Consider the following 25,490-nt stretch of genomic DNA (forward strand, 5'->3'; position numbering starts at 1 on the left):
CTGTGGCGCTGTCCTGAACGATGGGTACTCATGACCGACAAGACCTGGACCGACCTGGATCGCGAGCTGCCCGAGTGGTACGGCCGCGCGAAGTTCGGGATCTTCATCCACTGGGGCGCGTACTCCGTGCCGGCCTGGGCCGAGCCGATCGGCGCGCTCGGTGAGATCGAGGACGACGACACCTGGTTCGCGCACAACCCGTACGCGGAGTGGTACCTGAACACGATCCGCATCCCGGGGAGCCCGGCGCAACGGCACCACGAGGAGACCTACGGCGGCGCTGGGTACGATGACTTCCTCGACGAATGGAGCGCGGAACGGTTCGATCCGAGGGCGTGGGCCGCCCTGTTCGCGCGCGCCGGAGCGGAATACGTGGTCCCCACGACCAAGCACCACGACGGGATCACCCTGTGGGATGCACCGGGAACCGGCACGCGGAACACCGTGCATCGCGGTCCGCACCGGGACCTGGTCGGCGAGATCGCGGACGCGGTACGAGCGGAAGGACTCCGCTTCGGCGTGTACTACTCGGGCGGACTGGACTGGTCCGTCACGGACCTCCCGCCCCATCGCACCGGTGACCAGGTGCACACTCTTCGGCCGAACGACGCCGCCTATCACGACTACGCGGCCGCGCATGTACGCGACCTGATCCGTCGATACCGGCCGGACGTGCTCTGGAACGACATCGAGTGGCCGGATGCCGGGAAGCACCGCGAGCCCGGAGGGCTGCACGAGCTGTTCCGCGACTACTTCGCCGCGAACCCCGACGGCGTCGTCAACGACCGCTGGGGACGCACCTACTACGACGTGGCGACGACCGAGTACTCCGCCGGCAAGGCGAACGAGGACAAGGACGTCTGGGAGAACAACCGAGGTCTGGGGTGGTCCTTCGGCTACAACCGGCTCGAGTCGCCCAGGGAGACCCTCGACCCCATGCAGTTGGCCAAGCACTGGACGGACGTCGTCTCGAAGGGCGGGCGTCTGCTGCTGAACGTCGGGCCGACGGCGGAGGGCGACATCCCCGAACTGCAGCAGCGCACGCTCGAGGGCTTCGGGCAGTGGAAGCTCCCGATCGCCGACGCGGCAGCTGTGACAGGCCGCACCGCCCAGGAGGATCGCGACGACGACGACGACGGGCGGTGGCGGCGGGACTGGGAGACGCCGACCGAGCGGATCGTCTTCCTGGAGGATCAGGGCGAGCACCGGATCACGGCGCGGGGGATCGACCTCGATCAGGCGCGCGTGCTCTCGGGCGACGTGGTCGTCGAGCGGGAGGGCGATGCGGGCATTCTGCGCGTCGGAGGCCTGATGCACGGCCCCGCAGCCGTCGCCTTCGCCCGCGTCTGATCTGGATCCCGGACAGGACCTCGCGCGCACCGCGCGTCGCAGGAGCGACGCGCGGTGCTGACGGCGACCCCGTCCGGGGTGCGGCACACGCCGTTCGGCGTCAGTGCGCCGACATGCCCCCGTCGACGAACAGCGAGTGCCCGGTGACGTACGCCGACCCGGCGCCGGCGAGGAACACCGCGGCGCCGGCGAAGTCCTCTGGCAGGCCGTTGCGGCCGATCATCGTCCGCGCCGCAAGCGCCGCGATCTTCTCCGGATCCTCCTGCAGGCGCGCATTCAACGGTGTCAGCACGAACCCGGGCACGAGCGTGTTGCTCGTCACGCCGGTACCACCCCATGCCTCGGCCTCGGATCGCATGAGCGACTCCACGGCGCCCTTCGAGGCGCCGTAGATCCCGCTGCCCACGAACGCGCGATGCGCCTGTTGCGAGCTGATGTGGATGAGACGACCGTAACCGCGCTCCGCCATCCCCGCCGCGTAGCGCTGGCCGAGCAGGAACGGTGCGAGGGCGTTCACGGTCATCGTGGCATCCCAGTCGTCCTCGGTGATGTCGGGATAGGACGGACGGATGTTGATGCCCGCCGAGTTCACCAGGATGTCCGGTTCGCCGAACGGCTCCATCGCGGCATCCGCCAGCGCATGGATGCCGGCGCGGGTGCTCAGATCGCCGATGACAGCCGCGGCGCGGCATCCGGCATCCGTCAGTTCGCGGGCGACGGCTTCGGCGCGGTCGGCGCCGCGCGCGACGATCACGGTCGCCGCTCCGGCGTGTGCGAGCGCCGTGGCGATGCCGCGGCCGATGCCGGAGCTGCCGCCCGTCACGATCGCGGTGCGGTCGGCGAGGGAGAAGAGGGAGTCGAGGTACGTGTTCATGGGTCTCCTGACACGCGGGCGCGCCGGGACATCACCAGTGGAGCGCGGCCGCGAGAGTGGGGTCGGGGTGGGCGTCGGCGAACTCGGGGAATGACCGCAGTTCGTCCGTGAACGCCGCGACCTCCGCGGCGTATGCGGGGTCGGGGTGGGTGCCGGCGATCTCCTGGAGCGGCGGCACGTCCATCGCGAGGATGAGCTCCAGCCTAGCGGCCACGGCGGCGTGCGCCCCGGCATCCTGCAGCACCCGGATGCCGCCGCGGAGGGCGTCCAGGTAATCGCGGAGCACGGGCAGCTGCGCCTTGCCCTGCGAGATGGACGAGCCGTCTGCGCGCAGCCGCCAGCGCACCACGACGTCGGGGATCACGTCGAACGCGCGAGCCACGGTGTACATCCTCTGTGCGACGATCTGGTCCTCGTACGCGACGCCCTCCGGGAAGCGGAGGCCCGTCCACAGGTCGCTGCGACTGATCTTCGACCAGGCCACGATGTTGGCCGACGCCTTCGGGTGCTCGAAGATCGTGGTGCCGAGGCGCTGCGGATCCGTGGCGGCGGCCACCCACGGCTGGACGCGGCCAGGGACGTACGCTCCGCGGTCATGTCGTGAGCGGACATAGGCACCCGCGACGAACTCGCTGCCCGTCGTCTCCAGCGTCCCGATGAGGCGCGCGAGTGCGGTCGGCGTCAGCTCGTCGTCACCGTCCAGGAATCCGACGTACTCGGTGTCGACACGGTCGAGTCCGACATTGCGCGCCGCTCCCAGCCCGATCGAGCGCTCGTGACGGAGCACGTCGAAACGAGGGTCGGATGCCGCGGCATCCGCGAAGACGTCACCGGTGGCGTCGAGGGATCCGTCGTCGATGAGGAGTGCGCGCCAGCGACCCTCGGTCTGCGCCCGGAGGGAGTCGAGGGCGGCCGGGACGAAGGCTGCGATGTCGCGTCCGGGGACGATGAGCGTGACGATCGGTGCGGGCACGTCCCGAGTCTATGGCCGCGCGGCGTTGCCGGCTCCGCCCGCTCGATTCAACGAGCGGGCAGGACCGCGCGCACCGCGCCGGCGACGAGCGCCGCGAGCTGTGCTGGGCCCTCTATCGGCAGAGGGGTGCGGCCGAACGTGAACCGCACCGACGTCTGCGCCACCTCGGGCGGGATGCCGCACGCGATGAGCACGTGCGACGGCTCGTCGCTGCCGGCCGCGCATGCCGAACCGCTCGACGAGACGACCCCCCGCCGCTCCAGTTCGAGCAGGACGGCTTCGCCGCTGACGCCCTCGAACGTGAAGCTCGCGGTGCCGGGGAGGCGGTTCTGGGGGTCACCGGTCAGCGCGGCCTGGGGGACGCTGTCGAGCACGTCGTCGATGAACGCGCGTGTGCGCTCGCCGACGCCGTTCGCCACGGCATCCCGTTCCGCATCGGCGAGTTCCAGCGCCGTCGCCAGTGCGACTGCGCCGGCGACGTTCTCCGTCCCGGAGCGACGCCCCCGTTCCTGCCCGCCGCCGTGGATCAGGGGCTCGAGCGGGATCCGGCCGCGGACGGCCAGTGCTCCGATACCCTTGGGCGCCCCGATCTTGTGGCCGGCGATCGAGAGCGCGTCGGCTCCGAGACCGGCCAACGGCAGCCAGCCAGCGGACTGCACGGCGTCGACATGCAGCACGGCTCCCGCCGAGTGCGCGATGTCCGCGAGCACCGCGACATCCTGGATCGTCCCGATCTCGTTGTTGGCATGACCGAGCGAGACCAGAGCGGTGTCGTCGCGCAGCACGCCGGCGAGAGCGGAGGCGGCGATCCGACCCGCGGTATCCACCGGCACCGTCGACACCGTCGTGCCGTGGAAGCGCGCGAGATACGCCGCCGACTCCAGGATCGACTCGTGCTCGATCGGCGACACCACGAGATGCCGGCGCTCCGAGGCGAGCACGACGCCCTTGATCGCGAGGTTGTTCGCCTCCGTGCCGCCGGCGGTGAAGACGACGTCGCCTTTCCGCATCCCGAGCACACGCGCCACCCTGGCACGGGAGTCATCGAGAGCGCTCGCCGCGGCCTCGCCCACCGTGTGGTGACTGGAGGGATTTCCGAACACACCCGTCAGGTACGGACGCATCGCCTCGAGCACTTCGGGGCGCACGGGGGATGTCGCGGCGTGGTCGAGATACAGCATCAGCCGATCCGCAGGTCAAGTCCCAGATCGAGAGCGCGCGCCGAGTGCGTGAGCGCTCCGACCGAGATCACGTCGACCCCGGTCTCCGCGATCCCGCGGACGGTGTCGAGGTTCACCCCGCCGGATGCCTCGGCGGTCGCGCGTTCCCCGATCAGCGCGACGCCCGCGCGCAGATCGTCGAGGGAGAAGTTGTCGAGCAGCACGGTGTCCGCTCCGCCGTCGAGCACCGCGGCGATCTGATCCAGACGATCCACCTCGACGACCACGTGGGTCGTGTGCGGCAGACGTGTGAGAGCCTCGCGCAACGCGGTGGCGAGGTCGGCCCCGGTGCGGGTGAGGACGGCGAGATGATTGTCCTTGGCCATCACGGCATCCGACAGCGAGTAGCGGTGATTGCTGCCGCCGCCGGAGACCACGGCATGCCGCTCGAACGCCCGCAGCCCAGGCGTCGTCTTGCGGGTGTCCGCGATGCGCACCCCAGTGCCCTCGACCGCGTGGACGTACGCGGCCGTCAGCGTCGCGATGCCGCTCATGCGCTGCACGAAGTTGAGCGCGACGCGCTCGGCCGTGAGCAGGCTCCGCGCCGGGCCGGATGCCGAGGCCAGCACATCACCGGGTGCGAACACGTCGCCGTCGCCGACGTGCACGTCGACGGCGACGGTCGGGTCGGTCAGCGTGAAGGCGGCGGCGAACACGTCGCCGCCGCTGAAGACGCCGGCCTCGCGCGCGACGAGATCGGCGGTGGCCGTCGCATCGGCGGGGAGCAGGGCTGTGCTCGTGAGGTCGCCCCAGGGGGCGTCCTCCTCGAGGGCGGACGAGACGACACGGGTGAGGATCGCTGCGGTGATCATCGGACTCCGATCAGGGAACGTTCGCGGAAATGCGCGCCGACCGATTCGGTGCGTTCGACAGCGGCGGATGCCGTGGCTGCCGCGACCAGCAGCAGATTCGCGTCTTCGTACTCGGCCATGGATGCCGGAGCGACAGCCTCGTCCTGCCAGGAGCGGAGCGTGGCGACCGCGTCGGCGAGCCCGTCGTCGGTGCGGAGGAGGCCGACGTTGTCCCACATGAGTTGCTGGAGCGCCGCACGCGAGAATCCCGCGCCGTCGCCCCCCTCGTCCGTCGAGCGAGCGGAGCGAGTCGGAACGCGGTGACTGCTGATCAGCATCGACCGCGTTTCGTCTCGGTCGGCTGCGCGGTCCTCGCTCGACGAGCGGGTGGCGGCAGCCGCGGCACGCGCACCGAATACCGCACCCTCGAGCAGCGAATTCGACGCCAGACGGTTCGCGCCGTGAACTCCGGTGCGGGCGGCCTCTCCGGCCGCGAACAGACCGGGCAGAGTCGTGCGTCCCTCGAGATCCGTGACGATGCCGCCCATCAGATAGTGCGCGGCCGGGGTCACCGGGATCGCCTCGCGCGCCCAGTCGAACCCGCGCTCCCTGGTCACGCGATCGATCGTCGGGAACCGCTCGGCCAGCCGCCGTGCACCGAGAGCCCTGGCATCCAGCCGTACCGGCGAGCCCTGCTGGGCCGCACGACGTGCGATGGCTCTGGCCACGACATCACGGGGCGCGAGCTCCCCATCAGGATGCTCGTCGAAGCAGAACCGGTGCCCGTCCTCGTCGACCAGAGTCGCCCCTTCGCCGCGCACCGCCTCGGAGATGAGGAACGGATCACCTGCGGCCAGGATCGTGGGATGGAACTGGACGAACTCCAGATCGGTCACCGCCGCACCCGCACGCATCGCCGCAGCGATGCCGTCGCCCGTCGCACCGAGCGGGTTGGTCGTGTGCGCGAACAGCTGCCCGGCGCCGCCCGTCGCGACGATCACGGCATCTGCCGGACGGTCGACGAGCGCTCCGTCGATGAGCAGCCGGATGCCGTGCACCGCGTGATCGCTGCACAGCAGGTCGACGAGGAACGCGCCCTCGACCACCTCGATGCCGGCGGCTTGCACGGCCGTCGTCAGGGCCCTGGCGATCTCCGCACCGGTCGCGTCGCCACCGGCGTGCACGATCCGCGCCGCGCCGTGCGCCGCCTCTCGTCCGAGCAGAAGCGTGCCGTCGTCCGCGCGGTCGAAGGCGACCCCGCGCGCGATCAGCTCGGCGATGCGGGCGGCGCCATCCGAGACGAGCACATCCACGGCATCCGGATCGCTGAGACCGGCACCGGCGGACAGCGTGTCGTCAGCGTGCGCGGCGGGGGAGTCGCCGTCGCGGTAGACACCGGCGACTCCGCCCTGCGCATGCGGCGTGCAGCCGTCGCCGAGCGAGCCCTTGGTGAAGATCGTCACCTCCTGCCCGGCCTCGTGCGCATGCAGTGCAGCGGTGAGTCCGGCGATACCGGAGCCGACGACGGCGATGGTCATCGCGCGCTCGCCACGGGCGGCTTCGCCGCCAGCATTCGCTCGAGGGCCACGCGCGCAGGGTCGGCGACATCGTCCGTCACCCGGATGCGGTTGACGACGCGGCCCGCGACGAGTTCCTCCAGCACCCACGCCAGATACCCGGGGTGGATCCGGTACATGGTCGAGCACGGGCACACGACGGGATCGAGGCAGAAGATCTCGTGCTGCGGGTACTGGGCCGCCAGGCGGCGGACGAGATTGATCTCGGTGCCGATCGCGAAGGTGGTCGGCTCCGTGGCGGCATCGATCGCGCGACGGATGTAATCGGTGGAACCCGCCTCGTCCGCGGCATCCACGACCTCCATGGGGCATTCCGGGTGCACGATGACCCGGACTCCGGGGTGCTCGGCCCGAGCCTGGTCGATCTGCCCGACCGTGAACCGGCGGTGCACGGAGCAGAATCCGTGCCACAGGATGACGCGGGAGTCCTCGATCTCGTCGGTCGTCGACCCGCCGAGCGGCTTGCGCGGATTCCACATCGGCATCTGCGACAGCTCGACGCCCATCGCCTTGGCCGTGTTGCGCCCGAGATGCTGATCGGGGAAGAACAGCACGCGCCGACCGCGCTCGAACGCCCATTCCAGTACGGTCGCGGCATTCGAGGACGTGCACACGATCCCGCCGTGGCGTCCGACGAAGCCTTTGATGGCGGCGGAAGAGTTCATGTAGGTGACGGGGATCACCGGGACGCGGCCATCCTCGTCCGCGGCATCCAGGTCGCCGAGGACGTCGGCCAGCTGCTCCCAGCACTCCTCGACCTGATCGATGTCCGCCATGTCGGCCATGGAGCATCCTGCTGCGAGGTTCGGCAGGATGACGGCCTGATCGGCTCCGGAGAGCAGGTCGGCGGTCTCCGCCATGAAATGCACGCCGCAGAAGACGATCGCCTCGGCATCCGGTCGGCCCTTCGCAGCAGTGGCGAGCTGGAACGAGTCACCCACGTAGTCGGCGTGCTGCACGACCTCTTCGCGCTGGTAGAAGTGACCGAGGATCACCACCCGGTCGCCGAGCGTGTGCTTGGCGGCCACGATGCGCGCGTGGAGATCGTCCTCGCTCGCCTCGCGGTAGGCGACGGGAAGTTCGCCCTGCCTCGGTGCGCCGGTGGGAATGACATCGCCCATCGAGGAGCCGGGGCCGTAACCGGGACGCGCGTCGAAGTCCCAGGGGCCCGCGGCGAGATCGGTGCTGCAGGTCGCGTCGACGCTGGATCCGTCGACGATCGCCTGGATGGCGTGATCGACGGACGGGTCGGTGCGCAGTCGGGACACGGGGACGAATGCGGTGCTCATCGGGTGCTCATTTCGTCGGGAGCTCTGGTCGGTTCGGGATGATCTGGATGGGTCGGATGCCGGGACGCGCGGATCTCAGCGGGAGACGAGCGGGCCGCGATCGGCGAGCTCGACGTCGGTGTTGTAGCGGTAGAGGCGAGCGGGGCGGTGGCTGCCGGTGCGGAACCCGTCGGTCGGCACGAGGGTCCCCGTGGCCTCGACCTGGCGGCGGAAATTGGCCGGATCCAGGCGGCGGCCGAGGATCGTCTCGTACGCCTCACGGAGGTCGGACAGCGTGAACGTCGGCGGCAGGAAGCCGTGCGCGACCCGGCTGTACCCGACCTTGTTGCGCAGCCGCCAGAGGGCGTAGTCGACGATCTGGTTGTGGTCGAAGGCCAGCTGCGGCAAGGCGACAGCGTCGAACCAGCGCACGTTCTCGGGAGCGTTGCCCGCGGCGACGTGCGCGGCGCTCTGCGCGTCGACCTCGTCCTGGCGCAGCAGCGCCCAGTAGACGATCGACACGACGCGACTGGGGGAGCGGTCCACGTCTCCGAACGCATAGAGCTGTTCGAGGTAGCTCGGCGAGAGTCCGGTCGTCTCGGCGAGCGTGCGCGCCGCGGCCTGCTCGAGCCCTTCCTGCTCGACGAGCCATCCGCCGGGAAGCGCCCACTGCCCCTGGTGCGGGTCCCTGGTGCGCAGCACGAGCGGCAGAGACAGCACCTGAGTGCCGTCGTCGCCGCGGCGCAACGTCAGGATCGCCGTCGACACCGCGACGCGGATATCGGCATCTCTAGTTCTGGTCACCATGACTTTAACCTCCGATGACCATCTTAGAGTCGTTGTGACCAGAACTTCAATTCCGGGGTGTCACATAACGGAATCGCAAACGTTACATCCCCGTGACCATGAATCTTGTTCCCTGTGTGACCATTTGTTAGGTTACTGTCCTAACAAACCCCTTCCGGGGTTCTCAAGGACGAGCACCACCCTCCAGCAGTGAAGCATCGAGAGGAAATACAACACATGATCCGCAATGGAAAGCGCCGTGTCGCGATCACGGCTATCGCGGGGGCATCCGTCCTCGCGCTCGGCCTCACCGCCTGTTCGGGTGGTGGCGGCGACGAAACCGGCGACGGCGGCGAGACCGACACGACGCTGCGCGTCTGGGCGGGCAGCCAGACCCCGATCGAAGCCAACTTCAATCCCTTCGCTCCCACCGTGCTGCACGGAGCGCTCGGGCCGATCCTCGAGCCGCTCTTCTTCTTCAACAAGACGGCGGACGAGCCGGCCACCGGCATGATCGGCGAGTCGTACGAATACAACGAGGACGGCACGGTCATCACCGTCAAGATCAAGCCGGACCTGAAGTGGAGCGACGGCGAGCCGCTCACCGCCGAGGACGTCGCCTTCACGTTCACCTACGAGGGCAACAACCCCGAGGGCCAGGGGCTCGTTTCGGCAGAGCCGCAGGACGACACGACCGTCGTCCTGACCTACTCGACGCCGCAGTTCACCTCCGAGTGGCAGCGCATGGGCGGCACCTGGATCCTCCCGGCGCACGTGTGGAGCGAGGTCGACGACTTCGCGACCTTCACGAACGAGGAGCCCGTCGGATCGGGCGCGTACGTCGTCGACAGCGTCACGAGCGAGTCGTACGTGCTCGTCGCCAACGAGAACTACCGCGACGCGGACGATCTGGGCGTCGGCACCGTGCAGTACATCGCCGTGGACAACAACCAGGCCGCGCAGGACCTGCTCGCCGCCGGCGAGCTCGACTGGGCCGGCATGTTCATCCCCAATCCCGACTCGGTCACCGGCAACGGCAAGATCGACTGGGTCAACACGCCCCAGGACCCCACCGTGCTCTACACGTGCGCGAATGCGGACCTGGGCTGCACGGGAGAGCAGACCGACGTCGCCGTCCGGCAGGCGCTGAACATCGCCATCGACCGCGGCACAATCAAGCAGAAGGCGTTCGTCGACCTCACCGGCGACATCTCGCCCACGTACGCACTGCTGCCGCGTGACGAGAAGTGGGTCGCCGATCCGGCGAACGAAGTCAGCCCGCAGAGCCCGGACGCCGCCGGCGCCGGTGCCATCCTCGAAGCGGCCGGCTATGTCAAGGACGCCGACGGGATGTACGGCAAGGACGGCACGCCCATCGAGCTCGACCTCATCTCGGTGGATGGCTGGACCGACTACAACGACGCCGCGAAGCTGATCGCCGAGCAGGCCGCCGAAGCCGGCATCAAGATCAATGTCGGCACCGTGCAGTGGCAGGAGTTCTCCGACGCCCGCCAGACCGGACAGTACGAACTGATCGTGGGCGGCATGATCGGGACCTCGGTCGCTGACCCGTTCCAGATCTACCGCGACTGGCTCGGCGGCACCGCAGTGGAGTCGACCAGCGCTGTCGGCGAGGAAGTTCCCGCCGGACGCTGGAACTTCAGCCGCTACAACAACCCGACAGTGGATGCCGCGATCGCCGCCGCCAACGCGACGAACGACGAGGCGGTGAAGATGGAGCAGTACGCCACGATCCAGACCGAGATCGTGCGCGACCTTCCGTACATCCCGCTCGTGATCAACGCCACCCAGACCTTCTACAACGCGAAGGACTTCACGGGGTGGCCGACGGAGGAGGATCTGTACGCGTTCCCGCCGTCCTGGGGCTCGGTCTCGGCCGGATTCATCCTGCCGCAGCTGCAGCCGGCCGGCTGATCACGCATTGATGCACGGGAGCAGGAAGTCGAAGTGACATGAAGTACTATGCCCGCCGGATCGGGTTCTACATCATCACGTTGTGGGCCGCGATCTCTCTCAACTTCCTGCTCCCTCGGCTCATGCCGGGGGACCCGGCCGACATCATGATCGCCAAGCTGCAGCGCAGCGGCGGCGAGGTCTCGGAGACCACGGTCCGCAACATCAAGCTGCTGCTCGGCTCGGACGACTCCTCGATGTGGGAGCAGTACATCGGCTACTGGGGTCGGATGCTGCGCGGAGATCTCGGCATCTCCGTCACGAAGTATCCGACTCCGGTCGCCGAGCTCATCGGGCAGGCGCTGCCGTGGACGCTGATCCTCGTCGGCGTCGCCACCGTCATCTCGTTCGTCCTCGGCATCGCTCTCGGTGCCTGGGTCGGGTGGAAGCGAGGGACCTGGGTCGATCACCTCATCCCGGCGACCACGATCCTGCAGTCCATCCCGTACTTCTGGCTCGCGCTGGTGCTGGTCGCCGTGTTCGCGGTCGGCCTGGGGTGGTTCCCGATCATCGGCGGATACAGCGTCTTCGACTTCCCCAAGGGACCGGAGTGGAGTTGGGCCTTCTTCGCGGATGCCGTGCATCACGCGATCCTGCCGGCGGTGACCATCGTGATCAGCTCCGTCGGCGGCTGGCTGTTCGGCATGCGCAACATGATGGTGTCCACGCTCGCGGAGGACTACGTCACCACCGCGGAGGCGAAGGGTCTGCGACCGCAGCGCATCCTCACGATGTACGCATCGCGCAACGCCGCGATCCCGTCGATCGCCGGGTTCGCGATCACGCTCGGATTCGTCGTGGCCGGCTCCATCGTCATGGAGCAGGTGTTCACGTACCCGGGAATCGGGAAGCTCATGTTCCAGGCCGTGCAGAACAGCGACTACGCGCTCATGCAGGGCGTCTTCCTCGTGATCACCCTCACGGTGCTCGCAGCCAACTTCATCATGGACCTCGTCTACGGATACATCGACCCGAGGGCACGCCACAATGTCTGACACCATCACGAAACCGACGTCCAACCCGATGGACACCGTCGCCCTCGTCACGCAGAAGCAGACCAGGGGCGGATGGCGCGCCATGATGCCGACGATGTCCGCCAAGTTCGTCACCGGCGTCGTCATCGTGGTCACGATCGTGCTGTTCGGCATCATCGGACCGCTCGTCACGCAGAATCCGCGGTACTCCGGAAACGATGCGCTGCAGCCGCCCAGTGCCGAGCACCTGCTCGGCACGACCAAGCTCGGCTACGACGTGTTCGCCCAGCTCGCGCACGGCACGCAGGGATCGCTCCTTGTCGGGATCGTCGCCGGCCTCATCGCGATCATCCTCTCGCTCCTGTTCGGCGTCCTGGCCGGCTACATCGGCGGCTGGCGCGACGAGGGCCTCTCGCTGGTGACCAACATCGCGCTCGTGATCCCCGGGCTCCCGCTCGCGATGGTGATCGCGACCTACTTCAGCACGCGCAGCTGGCTGCTCGTCGCCTTCGTGCTCGGCATCACGTCGTGGGCCGGAGCGGCGGTCGTGCTGCGGACGCAGGCGCGGTCCCTCCGCAGCCGGGACTACGTGTACGCGGCGAAGGTCGCCGGTGAAAGATCCTTCCGGGTGATCCTCGTGGAGATCCTGCCGAACCTGCTGCCGCTGCTGGCGGCGCAGTTCCTGTTCGCGATCATCTTCGCGATCCTCGGAGAGGCCGGGCTGTCCTATCTCGGCCTGGGCGCCACCGACTCGATCACGTGGGGCACGATCCTCAACGACGCCCAGTCCGGTCAGGCGCTGGGCACCGGCGCCTGGTGGTGGTTCATCCCACCGGGGATCCTGATCGCGCTCCTGGGCTGCGGTCTGTCGCTGATCAACTTCGCGATCGACGAGATCATCAACCCGAAGCTGCGGGTCGCACCCGAGGCCGCGCGCCGTGTGCGCAAGGCAGCCAAGACGAAGGGAGTGGGCGCATGACCGCCCCCGAAGCAGTCCTCACCGCCCGCGGAGTGTCGATCGAATACGAGGTCGACCCGCCCGTCAAGGCCGTGCGCGACGTCTCCCTCACGCTGCATCGCGGCGAGATCCTCGGCCTGGCCGGTGAATCGGGCTGCGGCAAGACCACGCTCGCGTACGGGCTGAACCGTCTGCTCAAGGCGCCTGCTCTGATGACGTCGGGCGAGATCGTCTTCCACGACCGCGACGGCCACGACATCGACATCGTCGCCCTCCAGGACGACGGCCTGCGGGCGTTCCGCTGGGACAAGATCTCGATGGTGTTCCAGGGGGCGATGAACTCCCTGAACCCCGTGATCAGCGTCAAGGCGCAGATCTTCGACGTGTTCGACACGCACCGCCCCGGCATGAGCAGGAAGGCGAAGACCGAGCGCGCGCAGGAGCTGCTGGGCCTGGTGGGCGTCGACCCCTCGCGGCTCACGAGCTTCCCGCACGAGCTCTCCGGCGGCATGCGCCAGCGCGTCATGATCGCGATGGCGCTCGCGCTGGATCCTCAGGTCATGATCATGGACGAACCCACGACGGCACTCGACGTGGTCGTGCAGCGGGGGATCATCCGGGAGATCATGCGGCTGCGCGAGCGTCTCGGGTTCGCCGTGATCTTCATCACCCACGACCTGCCGATGCTGATCGAGATCAGCGACCGGATCGCGGTCATGCTGCAGGGCGAGATCGTCGAGCAGGGCAGCGCCGAAGAGATCTACCGCACGCCGCAGCACGAGTACACCAAGAAGCTGCTCTCCAGCTTCCCGAGCCTGAAGGGCGAGCGCGGTGGTTTCGTCCGCAGCGGCGCCGGGCTCACGGCATCCGTCACGGCATCCGCGAAGGAGGACGCACGATGAGCACGCTCGAGGCACGCCATCTGATCAAGGACTTCAAGCTCCGATCCGGATTCACATCGACGACGCTGCATGCGGTGAAGGACGTGTCCTTCACGATCGAGGCGGGCAAGACGATCGCCCTGGTCGGCGAATCCGGCAGCGGCAAATCGACGATCGCGCGCATGCTCATGAAGCTCGAGACGCCGACGGCGGGCGACATCCTGCTCGATGGTGCGCCCAGCGGCACCCACGGCAGGGCGCTCGCGCGCTACCGGTCGGACGTGCAGATGGTGTTCCAGGACCCGTTCGCGTCGCTGAACCCGTTCCACACGATCATCCATCACCTGGAGCGTCCGCTGCGCATCCATCACCCGAAGCTGTCGCGCGACGAGGTGCGGGCGAAGGCGCTGGACCTGCTGGAACGCGTCCGCCTCTCTCCGGCCGAGAGCTTCGCCGAGCGGCGCCCGCACGAGCTCTCCGGGGGGCAGCGTCAGCGCATCGCGATCGCGCGCGCTCTGGCACCCGGTGCCCGCTTCATCGTGGCCGACGAGCCCGTATCGATGCTCGACGTGTCCATCCGGCTCGGGGTGCTGAACCTCCTCGCCGACCTGCAGCGCGAAGAGAACCTCGGTGTGCTCTACATCACGCACGACCTCGCGACTGCGCGGCACTTCAGCGACGAGATCCTCGTGATGTACCGCGGCGACATCGTCGAGCGGGGCCCGGCGGACGAGGTGATCCTCAACCCGCAGCACGAGTACACGAAGACCCTGTTGCAGGCCGCACCCGACCCCGAGAACATGGGGCGGCTGCGCGACGAGGTGCGTGCGGAGCTCGCCGGAGGGCGCTGATCACGGGGCGATCGGGACTCCGAGATCCAGCACCCAGACGTTGGTCTGCAGCGTCTGCCCGCGGAAGGGGAACGCCCGTGTGGAGACGTGTTCGAACCCGGCTGCCCGGCACAGCGCATTGGAGGGCAGATTCTTCTCGGAGGGGAACGCCGTCAGCAGACGCTGCGTGTGGTGCTCGCGCGCGTCTTGGATCATGAGGGAGACGGCGGCGTGTCCGATGCCCTTGCCCTGCGCCTCTGGCACGATGAACCAGCCGGTCTCGTGGACCGGCTGCCGGTCCCACTCCGTCGTCCACCAGCCGATCGCACCCGCCGCGACCCCGTCGTCCTCGACGATGAACATCCGCGCGGCGCCCTCTCGCCACAGCCGCAGATACTTCTCATGGCGTTCGCCGACCTGCTCTTCGGTCTCGGGGCCCGCGATGTGGACGGTCATGTCGGGCGCGTTGCCGCGATGCAGCAGAGGAAGGTCTGATGGCGCCCACTTCCGGAGACCGATCGTCATGTCGTCAGTATCCTCTCGGGGTCCGACATCGTGCCGCCACCGGCGACGCTAAGCTGTACGTGACAACTGAAGAAGGCCCCACGACCCGTGCGGGAGAGCCCCGGTGAAGCCGGCCGGGCACCGAAGGAGCAAGCCTCCCCGCCAATCTCTCAGGTATCGCGTACCGCGCCGGTCAGGCCGCTCTGAAAAGTGATTGCTCGCGCCGCGAGGAATCCGCCGACGGTGAAAGCCCCTTGCGGGTGAAACTCTCAGGCCCATGACAGAGGGGGAGTTCTCGGATACCGTGCAATCAGTGCGGCATCCTTCCGATCCCACCGGGAGAACTCCATGACCCCAGCTCGTTACACACCGCTGCGTGCGCGTCACGAGGCGCTCGGCGCCTCGTTCACCGACTTCGGCGGCTGGCAGATGCCGGTTCGCTACACGTCCGACCTCGCCGAGCACCACGCCGTCCGGCAGGCCGCAGGACTCTTCGACATCTCGCACATGGCCGAGTTCCTCATCGAAGGGCCGGATGCCGCGGGCTACCTCGACCACGCCCTCGCAGGGCGGATCTCGACCATGACCATCGGCAAGGCCAAGTACTCCCTGGTGCTGGCCGCCGCGGGCGGAATCGTCGACGACGTCATCGCCTATCGCCTCGCCGAGGACCGTTACCTGATCATCTCCAACGCCGGGAATCGGGATGTCGTGGCCGACGCGCTGCAGCAGCGCACCGAGACGTTCGACGTGACGGTCGCCGATGTCTCCGACGACTACGCGCTTCTCGCCGTCCAGGGGCCCGCGGCCGAGGCGATCGTCGCGGCGACGACCGGTATCGAAGAGGTCTCGATCCCGTGGAACGAGCAGAAGTACTACGCCTGGGCGTCGGCACGCTACAACGGCGAGCCGCTTCTGCTCGCCCGCACCGGCTACACCGGCGAGGACGGCTTCGAACTGCTCGTCCACGCCGCCGACGCCGCGGCGCTGTGGGATGCGCTGCTCGCCGCCGGCGAGGCGCACGGTCTGGTGCCGGCCGGCCTCGCCGCCCGTGACACGCTGCGCCTCGAAGCCGGCATGCCCCTGTACGGACACGAGCTGTCGCTGGACACCAAGCCGGCCCAGGCGGGTCTCGGCCGTGTCGTCGCCGTCGACAAGGAGGCCTTCGTCGGCAAGGACGGCGTCGCCGCGGCATCCGATGCCCGCGTGCTCGTCGGGCTCTCGGCAGAGGGCAAGCGCGCAGGCCGCGCCGGGTACGCCGTCGTCGCAGACGACGGCACCGTCGTCGGCGAGATCACCAGCGGGGCGCTCAGCCCCACGCTCGGCCACCCGATCGCGATGGCGTACATCGACCCGGCGGCCGTCGCCGAGGACCTCTTCCTGGACGTGCGGGGGACGAAGATCCCCGCCGTCGTGACCGATCTGCCTTTCTACCGGAGGACGAAATGACCGACCTGACCACCCTGAAGTACAGCGAAGAGCACGAGTGGATCGCCGTGCAGGACGGCGTCGCCACGATCGGCGTCACCGACTACGCGGCTGACAAGCTCGGCGACGTCGTGTTCGTCGAGCTCCCCGCTGTCGGCACCGAGGTCGCCGCGGGCGCCGTCGTCGGCGAGATCGAATCGACCAAGTCCGTCGGCGAACTCTACGCACCCGTATCCGGCACGGTCGTCGAGATCAACGACGCCGCCGTCGATGACCCGTCGCTGGTCAACGGCGAGCCGTTCGAGGGCGGCTGGCTGATCAAGGTGTCCGTCGCCGATGGGGCGACCGACGCTCTGCTCGATCGTGACGCGTACGTCGCGCTGACCGAGGGCTGATCGCGCAGTGGTCTCCTTCGCCGACCGTCACATCGGGACGACCTCCGAGACGCAGCGGCTCATGCTCGACGCGCTCGGCATCACGGATGCCGAGGCTTCCGTCGAGCAGCTGATGCGCCAGGCCGTCCCGGCATCCATCTTCACCGCGCCGGGCGAAACAGCCATCCCGGCCGCCGCGAGCGAGGCCGAGGCGCTCACCGAGCTGCGCGCGCTCGCCGCCCGCAACACCGTGAACACGCCGATGATCGGGCTCGGGTACTACGGCACGATCACCCCGAGCGTGATCCAGCGCAACGTCCTGGAGAACCCGTCCTGGTACACGGCGTACACGCCGTACCAGCCCGAGATATCGCAGGGGCGCCTCGAGGCGCTGATCAACTTCCAGACCATGGTCTCGGAGCTGACCGGCCTGACGACCGCCAACGCCTCCATGCTGGACGAGTCCACGGCCGTCGCCGAGGGCATGCTGCTGGCGCGACGCGCGTCGAAGGTCGCCTCGAACGTGTTCGTCGTCGACTCCGGCGCGTTCCCGCAGACCAAAGCGCTGCTGGCCACCCGAGCGGATGCCGTCGGCATCGAACTCGTCGAGCGCGACCTCGCTGCCGGCGAGGCGCTGCCGGACGAGCTGTTCGGGGTGCTCGTGCAGTACCCCGCAGCATCCGGGCTCGTGTGGGACCCATCAGCCGTCATCGATGCGGCGCACGTCGCCGGCGGCCTCGCGGTCGTCGCGGCCGACCTCCTGGCGCTCACGCTGATCGCCTCGCCCGGCTCGCTCGGTGCGGATGTCGCGGTCGGCACGACGCAGCGCTTCGGCGTCCCGATGGGCTTCGGCGGTCCGCATGCCGGCTACATGGCAGTGCGGCAGGGTCTGGAGCGGCAGCTGCCCGGCCGGCTCGTCGGCGTCTCGGTGGATGCCGACGGCAAGCCCGCCTACCGCTTGTCGCTGCAGACGCGTGAGCAGCACATCCGTCGTGAGAAGGCCACGAGCAACATCTGCACCGCGCAGGTGCTGCTGGCCGTCATGGCCTCGATGTACGCGGTCTATCACGGTCCGGACGGGCTGCGCGCGATCGCCGAGGAGACCGCGGCGAAGGCGGCTCTGCTGCGCGACTGGCTCGTCGAGGCCGGTGTCGAGATCGCGTTCGGCGCCTTCTTCGACACGCTGTCGGTGCGCGTTCCCGGACGCGCCGCCGAGTACGCGGAGCAGGCGCATCACGGCTACGGCATCCTGTTCCACGTCGCGGATGCCGACACGATCGGCATCTCGGTCGACGAGACGACGACCGTCGGCGAGCTGCATCAGATCGCGATGGTGTTCGGCGGTAAGCAGGATCGCGTGTTCGGCTTCGCCGACGGCGCGAACGCCCTCCCCGATGCGCTCCTGCGCCAGGACGAGTACTTGACGCACCCCGTGTTCCACGTGCACCGCTCGGAGACCGCCATGATGCGGTATCTGAAGAGCCTCGCCGACCGCGACTATGCACTCGATCGCGGCATGATCCCGCTGGGTTCCTGCACGATGAAGCTGAACGCGGCGACCGAGATGGCGGCGATCACCTGGCCGGAGTTCGCCGGGATCCACCCGTTCGCCCCGGCAGCCGACGTCGCAGGCTACCTGGAGCTCATCGACCAGCTCGAGGGCTGGCTCGCCGAAGTGACCGGATACGACGCCGTCTCGCTGCAGCCGAACGCCGGTTCTCAGGGCGAGCTCGCGGGGCTCCTCGCGATCCGCGGCTACCACCTGGCCAACGGCGACGACCACCGCACGGTGTGCCTCATCCCGTCGTCGGCGCACGGCACGAATGCGGCGTCGGCTGTGCTGGCGGGCATGAAGGTCGTCGTCGTCGCCTGCGATGAACTCGGCAACGTCGACCTGGACGACCTGCGCGCCAAGATCGAGGCGAACAGGGACGAACTGTCGGCCCTCATGATCACCTACCCGTCCACGCACGGCGTGTACGAGCAGCAGGTGGTCGAGATCACCTCGGCGGTGCACGATGCCGGCGGACAGGTCTACGTCGACGGGGCGAACCTCAACGCCCTGCTGGGGTACGCCCGCTTCGGCGACCTCGGCGGCGACGTCTCGCACCTGAACCTGCACAAGACGTTCGCGATCCCGCACGGCGGCGGCGGACCCGGTGTGGGGCCGGTGGCGGCCAAGGCGCACCTCGCCCCGTTCCTGCCGTCGCACCCGCTCGCCCAGAAGGCGGAGCACTTCGGTGGGTTCGTCTTCGACGGCGGGGTCGTATCGGCGGCCCCGTACGGATCCGCAGGCATCCTGCCGATCTCGTGGGCCTACGTGCGCATGATGGGCGCCGCCGGTCTTCGCGATGCGACGGCTGCGGCCGTGCTGTCGGCCAACTACATCGCCGAACGCCTCCGCGAGCACTACCCGGTGCTGTACACGGGCGAGAACGGCCGGGTCGCGCACGAGTGCATCCTCGACCTCCGCCCGCTCAAGGAGGCCACCGGCATCACGGTCGATGACGTCGCCAAGCGTCTGATCGACTACGGCTTCCACGCGCCGACCATGTCGTTCCCTGTCCCAGGGACCCTGATGGTCGAGCCGACCGAATCCGAGGACCTCGGCGAGATCGAGCGCTTCATCGAGGCCATGATCATGATCAGGGCCGAAGCGGATGCCGTGGCCGCCGGCCGCTGGGATGCCGGTGACAACCCGCTCGTGAACGCCCCGCACACCGCGGTCTCGCTGATCGCGGGGGAGTGGAATCACCCGTACACCCGCGAGGAGGCCGCGTACCCCGTGCACGCGCTCGTCGCCGGGAAGTACTGGCCACCGGTTCGGCGCATCGACCAGGCGTACGGCGACCGCAACCTCGTCTGCGCGTGCCCGCCGATCGAGGCGTTCGCGTAAGCCTGTCGCGGCGCGCTCATCCGTGAGCGCGCCGCGTCAGTCGCGGAAGTCGGGCGGCGCGATCGCGATCAGTGCGTCGGCCAGTTCCTCAGCTGTGCGTTCCGAGCCGTCCGTCAGCCACCACGAGATGGCGGCGAGGGCGCCGGCGGAGATGTAGCGCGCCGTCACCTCCGGGTCGGCAGCGAGCGTCGCGCGTGTGCCCAGAGTGACGAGGACGGACTCGGTGAGTCCTGCGGCGAACCCCTCGACGAAGGCCGGATCGGAGGTGAGCAGGATTCCGTAGGTCGTGCGGTGCTCGGCGACGAAACGGACGATGTCCAGCAGCACCTGCCGGTTGACGGCGGTCTTCGATGCACCGTCGAGGATCGCGAGGCGAGCATCCGCGATCACGGATTCGCTGAAATCGCTCAGAGCCGTCGCAGCGAGGTCGCCGATGCCGGAGAAATGAGCGTAGAAGGACGACCGCGTCGTCCCGGCCTCTCGGACGATCGTCGCGACGCCTGCCGTGCGGACCTCATCCGCATCGACGAGCCGGCGGAAGGCGTCGACCAACTTGCGTCGCGTCTTGAGCACGCGCCGGTCGTTGCTGTCCACGCGTCGCGTTCGCAGGGACTCCTGTTTCGATTCGGCCTCGATCATCCCCGCCATTCTTCCCGATCCGCTGGATGCCGGGGCGGCGAGAGCGCCCCGGCATCCAGGTCGGCGTCAGGCGGGACGGTAGGTCGGCCGCAGGGACGGCGGGATCAGCCCGTCGGGCAGAGGCCTGTCGTAAGGCGTCACCGAGACGACGTCGGCGAACTCCGCCCGCGCGGCCGACAGCAGCTCGGCGTCCGTGAACAGGTCGACCGCCGTCGCCGCCATGACCTTCGCACCGTGGATCATGCCCTTGTGCGCGGCGGGGGTCTTGCCCTGCGCCACCATCTGCCAGGAGTGCCCCGGTGTGCCGATGATCGCGGTCCCCGCCCCCATCTGGACCGTGGGGGTGACCCAGCTCACATCACCGACATCGGTCGAGCCGGTCATCTGCGGGCGCAGAGCCGCCGGGGGCAGCGGCAGGATTCCGTCGAAGTACGCAGGACTGTCCGACGGGATGCCGAGCTGGCGTTTCATCGCTTCAGCGGCGCCGTCGGGCAGACCGGCGGCCAGGACACGGCCGTAGGCCTGGTCGGCTTCATCGAACCCGACGCCGCCGAGGTCCTCGAACACGGACTGCATGCGCTTCTCGAGGGTGACGTTGGGCAGCACCTCGGCGCAGGCGCCGTCGAACTCGATCTCCACTTCCGTCTCCGTCATCAGCGCCGCGCCTTCGGCGACCTTCTTGACGCGCTCGTAGAGCGTGCGCATCCGGGCGACGGTGGGGGAGCGCACGATGTAGTACAGCTCGGCCGTCGCCTGGACGACGTTGGCCGACGTGCCGCCCGCGTCGACGAACGCGTAGTGGATGCGATCCGTGTCGTCCATGTGCTCCCTGAGGAAGTTGACGCCGACGTTCATGAGCTCGGCGGCATCGAGCGCGCTGCGGCCATGCTGGGGGTTGGCGCCCGCATGAGCGGCCAGCCCACGGAAACGGAAGTAGGCCTGGGTGTATGCCAGGGTCTTCCACTGCGCCGCGGATGCCAGGGGCATCGGGTGGTTCGTGACGGCGGCATCGACGTCGTCGAAGGCGCCGGCCGCGACCATGAACGTCTTGCCCGCCGCACCCTCCTCCGCCGGGCAGCCGTAATAGCGGACGGTTCCCGGCAGGCCGGCGGCCTCGAGATGCCTGGCGGTGGCGACCGCAGCCAGCAGGGATCCGGATCCCAGCAGGTTGTGGTGGCACCCGTGTCCGGCATCGCTGCCGCTGTCCGGATCCGGGGTTCGTTCGGTCGCACCGGCCGCCTGGCTGAGACCCGCGAGGGCGTCGTACTCGCCGAGGAACCCGATGACGGGGGATCCGGTGCCCCATTCGGCGCTGAACGCCGTGGGGACACCGCCGGCGGCGCGGGTGACCCGGCCGCCGAACTCCTCGGCGGCGGCGATCTGCTTGGCCATCGACGCGTGCTCTTCCCAGCGCAGCTCCGGCTCGGCCCAGATGTCGTCGCTGAGGCGGACGAACCGAGGGGAGAGGTCGTCGACGATCGGGGCGATCGCGGCGACGGTCGTTGTCGTTTCGGTGATCATGTGCGGTCCTCCAGGACTCGGGTTTTCAGGAGAGGTCTTCGGATGCGGGGGCGGTCTGCGGCTTCTTCCTCCCTGCGGGGATGATCAGCGCGAGGGCGACGGTCGCGACGACGGAGATCGCGATGCCGAACAGGGCGACGACGGGGAACAACGGGGTGAGGACGAGCTGGACCACGACGCCGACGACGACTGCGATCGTCAGAATCCGGAGGTTCGGATTCGACGAGATCATCTGCACGACAACGGCTCCCATGACCGCCGGCAGCACGAAGGTCTGCACCTGGGTGATGATCTCCGGTGGGAGCAGCCGCAGCAGCATCGAACCGAAGAGCCCGACGAAGACGACCAGGCTCACCAGGTGCGTCGCGGCGGCGCCGCAGATCGCGAGAACAGCAGCGAGCTGGCCGCGTTTCGTCTCGGGTTTCGCCCCGATCGCGGATTGCGCCACGATCGCGGCCGGTACGAGCTTGTTGCTGATGTTGCCGATCATGAACGCCTGGTACATGCTCGCGGCGCCGAGGATCGGGAAGTAGGACAGCGGTTCGATGAACCACAGCACGCCGAACGCGAGGGCGATGGCCAGGACCCCGGCGGCGACGGCCGAGGCCTGGACGCCGAACTCGATCGCCAGCACGAGGGGGCCGGCGAGCATGAGGACGAGCGCGAGGATCATCGTGATGCGGCCCCATCGTGAGGTCGTCGTATCGAACTGCTTCCAGGCTCCAGCAGTCAGTGGCGAGGTCGTCGGAGAAATGGATGTCGACATGAGAGATGCTCCGCTCTGGTTCTCGGGGACGTTCACTGGATGCCTGCATTCGACACGAGGACGCCGACGCCGATCGCGACGATCATCGAGATGCCCAGAGCCCATTCCTTCAGCCAGTTCTGACGGAACGCTTTGGCGATCCAGAGGCAGAGGAGCATGACGAGAGCGCTCGCGACGGCGACGATCGCCACAGCGAGGCCCTTCTGGAGCTGCTGGATGCCGAAGGTGCCGAAGGCGCCGAGCAGGGCGGCAGTCGGGATGATCGCCATCGCGCCGCCGGTCGCGGCGGCCTGTTTCGCCTCCAGGCGGTCGGTGCCGCGCTTGAGCAGCGGCGTCACGATCAGGGTGACGAGCATCCAGCCGGATCCTGCAAGCGCGATGCAGAGCATCACAGTCGCGAAGACCTGCTGCGTGTAGCCCTCCCCGCCGAGCGCCACGCCCTGCGTGTCGGCGGCGATTCCGGCGGCACCCACCTCGAAGGCGGCCGAGCCGATCAAGCCGATGCGGGTGAGAACGCCGGGCGTGCCGAAGACGCTCAGCAGCGTGACGGCGATCAGCGCCACAGCCATGGAGGGGCCGATCGCGGCGACGGCGCCGGAGCGGAACGAGCGCTTCACATCGGTTGCGCTCATCTCGACGGCGGGCGCGACACGTCGTGCCGCGCGGTAATAGATGACGGTCTGCGCCGCGATGACGGCGAAGACGCCGGCCGCGCACAGCCACAGCACGGGCTGATTCGCCGCGAGCAGGATGTCGGTGGAGTCCGGATCGAGGGCGATGGGGACGAAGGACACAGGCGGTCTCCTTGCGTAGAGCTGCCGAACCCCGGGCGGAGTTCCGCTTCCCCTCTGTCCGTTGTGCCTGAGAGTGTCGCGCTGTGCGCTTCCCCGTCGGCGGGCCCCGCAAGGCCTCTCTCCAGAGTTCCCCAGTCGCCGAGTCCTTCTGCCTGAGAGATTGGCGGGTGGCTTGCCCCTTCGGCGTCCGCATCGAGTGCGGATCTCTCCCCGGTGACTGTTCGGGCGTCGGTCGTCGGTGTGCGACCGCCGGTGCTGATCGTGTTGTGCATCAATAATGGACAGTGTCCGATTACAACGGGAGACCGCCGCTGTTACGGCTCTGTAACGGTCAGATTATTTCTGACCGCCCGTTCAGTAACGGTTGATTAACGGGGACTGCCGCAGGGACTCCTGCGGGCATACGCTCTGGTTATCACGACGTACTCGATGAGGAGTGCGGCGCTACCCGAGTACCCAGGAGGATACGAAGTGAAGCGAAACAGAAGCGCCCTCGCGGGCGCGGCGCTGCTCACAGCAGGCATCATCGCACTGGCCGGATGCTCGTCAGGAGACGGCGGCGAAGGAACCGGCGAAGAAGAGGGCTCCGGTACTTCGACCGGCATCGTCACAGTTCAGAACAACGAGCCGCAGAACCCGTTGATCCCTGCCGTCACGAACGAGGTCGGGGGCGGCCTGGTGCTGCAGAACATCTTCGCCGGTCTCGTCTACTACGAAGCCGACGGCGCCATGGCCATGGATATCGCGGAGTCCATCGAATCCGAGGACAACCAGACCTGGACCATCACGATCAAGGAGGACCAGACCTTCAGCGACGGGACGCCCGTGACATCGGCGTCGTTCGTCGACGCGTGGCAGTACGCGGCATCCGACGCCGAGTTCGAGAACCAGTGGTGGTTCGCCAACTTCGCCGGTTACAACCCTGAAGCAGCGGGCGAGGAAGGCGCTCTCGCGCTCGAGGTCGTCGACGACACCTCGTTCACCGTCGAGCTCGCCGCCCCGCAGTCGGACTTCCCGATCTCGCTCGGCTATCAGGTGTTCTCGCCGCTGCCGGAGTCGTTCTTCGAGGACCCGGAGGCATTCGGCCAGGACCCGATCGGCAACGGACCGTACAAGCTCGAGAACTGGGAGCACGACCAGGTGATCTCGCTCGTGCCGAACGACACGTACGACGGCCCGCGCCAGCCGCAGAACGGTGGCGTCGACCTCGTCGTGTACGCCACGCAGGAAGCGGCGTACTCCGATCTGCTCGGTGACAACCTCGACGTCATCAACCCCAACGTGCCGCCGTCCGCGCTCGCCACCTACAAGGACGACCTCGGCGACCGCGCTGTCGACCAGGGTGCGGCGATCTGGGAGGGTCTGACGATCCCGGCCCGACTCGAGCACTTCGGAAACGACGAAGAGGGGCTGCTGCGCCGACAGGCGATCTCCTACGCGATCGACCGTGAGCAGATCACCGACGTCATCTTCGAGGGCACCAGGACGCCGGCTGTCGACTACACGTCGCCGGTGATCGAGGGATGGTCGGATTCGATCCCTGGGTCCGAGGTCACGCACGCGGACGCCGACAAGGCGAAGGATCTGTGGGCGCAGGCCGACGCGATCTCGCCGTGGAGCGGGACGTTCACCATCGCCTACAACGCCGACGGCGGACACCAGCCCTGGGTCGACGCGGTGGCGAACCAGCTGAAGAACACGCTCGGAATCGACGCGATCGGTCAGTCCTTCCCCGATCTCGCGACGCTGCGCGAGGAGATCTCGAACCGCACGATCAACGCGGCGACCCGCTCGGGCTGGCAGTTCGACTACCCGGGCGCGTACAACATCCTCGGAGCGCTCTTCATCACGGGAGCCGGCTCGAACGACGGCGACTACTCCAACGAGGAATACGACTCGCTCGTCCAGCAGGGTGCCACGGCACCGTCCGTCGAAGAGGGCAACGCGCTCTTCGAGCAGGCGCAGGAGGTCCTGTTCCAGGACCTGCCCGTGCTGCCGCTCTGGTACCGGTCGACCAATGCGGGTTACTCCACGGTGGTCGAGAACGTCGAGTACGGCTGGGACAGCTGGCCGATCATCTTCGCGATCACCAAGGAGTAGTGACACTGGTAT

The 25,490-nt window shown here is 68.4% G+C and carries 22 protein-coding genes and 2 riboswitches; of the genes, 10 read left to right on the forward strand and 12 right to left on the reverse strand.

What is annotated here, in order from left to right; genetic code table 11:
- The first annotated feature begins 30 nt into the window (after positions 1-30).
- Complete coding sequence (locus tag ACI7YT_RS05730) at positions 31-1,350, forward strand: alpha-L-fucosidase (protein ID WP_406249503.1); 1,320 nt, start codon at positions 31-33, stop codon at positions 1,348-1,350.
- 100 nt (positions 1,351-1,450) lie between these two features.
- Here the strand turns inward: ACI7YT_RS05730 and ACI7YT_RS05735 are convergent, their stop codons facing one another.
- The 7 genes from ACI7YT_RS05735 to ACI7YT_RS05765 all read right to left on the reverse strand — a co-directional run bounded on the left by ACI7YT_RS05735 (position 1,451) and on the right by ACI7YT_RS05765 (position 8,860).
- The gene (locus ACI7YT_RS05735) at positions 1,451-2,224 is read right to left on the reverse strand and encodes an SDR family NAD(P)-dependent oxidoreductase (protein ID WP_406249504.1); all 774 of its coding nucleotides are present in this window, start codon (positions 2,222-2,224) and stop codon (positions 1,451-1,453) included.
- Positions 2,225-2,255: 31 nt separating this feature from the next.
- Positions 2,256-3,197 carry a glycosyltransferase family 2 protein gene (locus ACI7YT_RS05740; protein WP_406249505.1) on the reverse strand — a complete coding sequence of 314 codons (942 nt, stop codon included), beginning with the start codon at positions 3,195-3,197 and terminating at the stop codon, positions 2,256-2,258.
- A 47-nt stretch (positions 3,198-3,244) separates the two neighbouring features.
- Positions 3,245-4,378 carry a cysteine desulfurase family protein gene (locus ACI7YT_RS05745; protein ID WP_406249506.1) on the reverse strand — a complete coding sequence of 378 codons (1,134 nt, stop codon included), beginning with the start codon at positions 4,376-4,378 and terminating at the stop codon, positions 3,245-3,247.
- On the reverse strand, positions 4,378-5,229 hold the full coding sequence (gene nadC / locus ACI7YT_RS05750; RefSeq protein ID WP_406249507.1) for a carboxylating nicotinate-nucleotide diphosphorylase: 852 nt from the start codon (positions 5,227-5,229) through the stop codon (positions 4,378-4,380). Before nadC ends, ACI7YT_RS05745 begins: the two co-directional genes overlap by 1 nt.
- Complete coding sequence (nadB, locus tag ACI7YT_RS05755; RefSeq protein WP_406249508.1) at positions 5,226-6,746, reverse strand: L-aspartate oxidase; 1,521 nt, start codon at positions 6,744-6,746, stop codon at positions 5,226-5,228. Before nadB ends, nadC begins: the two co-directional genes overlap by 4 nt.
- On the reverse strand, positions 6,743-8,074 hold the full coding sequence (gene nadA, locus ACI7YT_RS05760) for a quinolinate synthase NadA (protein WP_406249509.1): 1,332 nt from the start codon (positions 8,072-8,074) through the stop codon (positions 6,743-6,745). The genes nadB and nadA overlap by 4 nt, the downstream gene beginning before the upstream one ends.
- A 75-nt stretch (positions 8,075-8,149) precedes the next feature.
- Positions 8,150-8,860 (reverse strand): NUDIX hydrolase, encoded by a 711-nt coding sequence (locus ACI7YT_RS05765; RefSeq protein WP_406249510.1) that lies wholly within the window; start codon positions 8,858-8,860, stop codon positions 8,150-8,152.
- 216 nt (positions 8,861-9,076) lie between these two features.
- On the opposite strand from ACI7YT_RS05765, the gene ACI7YT_RS05770 reads away from it, so the two are divergent.
- The 5 genes from ACI7YT_RS05770 to ACI7YT_RS05790 are packed head-to-tail and all read left to right on the forward strand — an operon-like array spanning position 9,077 to position 14,477.
- Positions 9,077-10,774 (forward strand): ABC transporter substrate-binding protein, encoded by a 1,698-nt coding sequence (locus tag ACI7YT_RS05770; protein WP_406249511.1) that lies wholly within the window; start codon positions 9,077-9,079, stop codon positions 10,772-10,774.
- Positions 10,775-10,812: 38 nt separating this feature from the next.
- A complete protein-coding gene (locus ACI7YT_RS05775; RefSeq protein WP_406249512.1) occupies positions 10,813-11,808 on the forward strand; it encodes an ABC transporter permease in 996 nt (331 codons plus the stop codon).
- Positions 11,801-12,766 (forward strand): ABC transporter permease, encoded by a 966-nt coding sequence (locus tag ACI7YT_RS05780; protein ID WP_406249513.1) that lies wholly within the window; start codon positions 11,801-11,803, stop codon positions 12,764-12,766. Before ACI7YT_RS05775 ends, ACI7YT_RS05780 begins: the two co-directional genes overlap by 8 nt.
- The gene (locus ACI7YT_RS05785) at positions 12,763-13,647 is read left to right on the forward strand and encodes an ABC transporter ATP-binding protein (protein WP_406249514.1); all 885 of its coding nucleotides are present in this window, start codon (positions 12,763-12,765) and stop codon (positions 13,645-13,647) included. Before ACI7YT_RS05780 ends, ACI7YT_RS05785 begins: the two co-directional genes overlap by 4 nt.
- Complete coding sequence (locus ACI7YT_RS05790) at positions 13,644-14,477, forward strand: ATP-binding cassette domain-containing protein (protein ID WP_406249515.1); 834 nt, start codon at positions 13,644-13,646, stop codon at positions 14,475-14,477. Before ACI7YT_RS05785 ends, ACI7YT_RS05790 begins: the two co-directional genes overlap by 4 nt.
- On the opposite strand, the gene ACI7YT_RS05795 is transcribed toward ACI7YT_RS05790, so the two are convergent.
- Positions 14,478-14,981: a GNAT family N-acetyltransferase gene (locus ACI7YT_RS05795; protein WP_406249516.1), complete on the reverse strand. Its 504-nt coding sequence runs from the start codon at positions 14,979-14,981 to the stop codon at positions 14,478-14,480.
- An 80-nt stretch (positions 14,982-15,061) separates the two neighbouring features.
- A riboswitch (glycine riboswitch) is annotated at positions 15,062-15,157 on the forward strand.
- A 151-nt stretch (positions 15,158-15,308) separates the two neighbouring features.
- On the opposite strand from ACI7YT_RS05795, the gene gcvT reads away from it, so the two are divergent.
- The 3 genes from gcvT (at position 15,309) to gcvP (ending at position 19,658) form a co-directional block, all read left to right on the forward strand.
- Positions 15,309-16,409 carry a glycine cleavage system aminomethyltransferase GcvT gene (gcvT, locus tag ACI7YT_RS05800; RefSeq protein ID WP_406249517.1) on the forward strand — a complete coding sequence of 367 codons (1,101 nt, stop codon included), beginning with the start codon at positions 15,309-15,311 and terminating at the stop codon, positions 16,407-16,409.
- The gene (gene gcvH / locus ACI7YT_RS05805) at positions 16,406-16,783 is read left to right on the forward strand and encodes a glycine cleavage system protein GcvH (RefSeq protein WP_406249518.1); all 378 of its coding nucleotides are present in this window, start codon (positions 16,406-16,408) and stop codon (positions 16,781-16,783) included. Before gcvT ends, gcvH begins: the two co-directional genes overlap by 4 nt.
- 61 nt (positions 16,784-16,844) lie before the next feature.
- Entirely contained in the window at positions 16,845-19,658 is a 2,814-nt protein-coding gene (gene gcvP / locus ACI7YT_RS05810) for an aminomethyl-transferring glycine dehydrogenase (protein WP_406250505.1), read from the forward strand.
- Between the two features lie 36 nt (positions 19,659-19,694).
- On the opposite strand, the gene ACI7YT_RS05815 is transcribed toward gcvP, so the two are convergent.
- From ACI7YT_RS05815 to ACI7YT_RS05830, 4 genes are all read right to left on the reverse strand, one after another.
- Positions 19,695-20,297: a TetR/AcrR family transcriptional regulator gene (locus ACI7YT_RS05815; protein ID WP_406249519.1), complete on the reverse strand. Its 603-nt coding sequence runs from the start codon at positions 20,295-20,297 to the stop codon at positions 19,695-19,697.
- A 66-nt stretch (positions 20,298-20,363) separates the two neighbouring features.
- On the reverse strand, positions 20,364-21,818 hold the full coding sequence (locus ACI7YT_RS05820; protein ID WP_406249520.1) for an amidohydrolase: 1,455 nt from the start codon (positions 21,816-21,818) through the stop codon (positions 20,364-20,366).
- Positions 21,819-21,843: 25 nt separating this feature from the next.
- Positions 21,844-22,584 carry a hypothetical protein gene (locus ACI7YT_RS05825; RefSeq protein WP_406249521.1) on the reverse strand — a complete coding sequence of 247 codons (741 nt, stop codon included), beginning with the start codon at positions 22,582-22,584 and terminating at the stop codon, positions 21,844-21,846.
- Between the two features lie 32 nt (positions 22,585-22,616).
- Positions 22,617-23,378 carry a DUF5058 family protein gene (locus ACI7YT_RS05830; protein WP_406249522.1) on the reverse strand — a complete coding sequence of 254 codons (762 nt, stop codon included), beginning with the start codon at positions 23,376-23,378 and terminating at the stop codon, positions 22,617-22,619.
- 130 nt (positions 23,379-23,508) lie between these two features.
- Positions 23,509-23,600: riboswitch (glycine riboswitch) on the reverse strand.
- A 249-nt stretch (positions 23,601-23,849) separates the two neighbouring features.
- On the opposite strand from ACI7YT_RS05830, the gene ACI7YT_RS05835 reads away from it, so the two are divergent.
- Positions 23,850-25,478, forward strand: a complete 1,629-nt coding sequence (locus ACI7YT_RS05835; RefSeq protein WP_406249523.1) for an ABC transporter substrate-binding protein — start codon at positions 23,850-23,852, stop codon at positions 25,476-25,478.
- The last annotated feature ends 12 nt before the right edge of the window (positions 25,479-25,490 follow it).

The sequence above is a fragment of the Microbacterium sp. M genome (assembly GCF_045181065.1).
Taxonomy (GTDB): domain Bacteria; phylum Actinomycetota; class Actinomycetes; order Actinomycetales; family Microbacteriaceae; genus Microbacterium.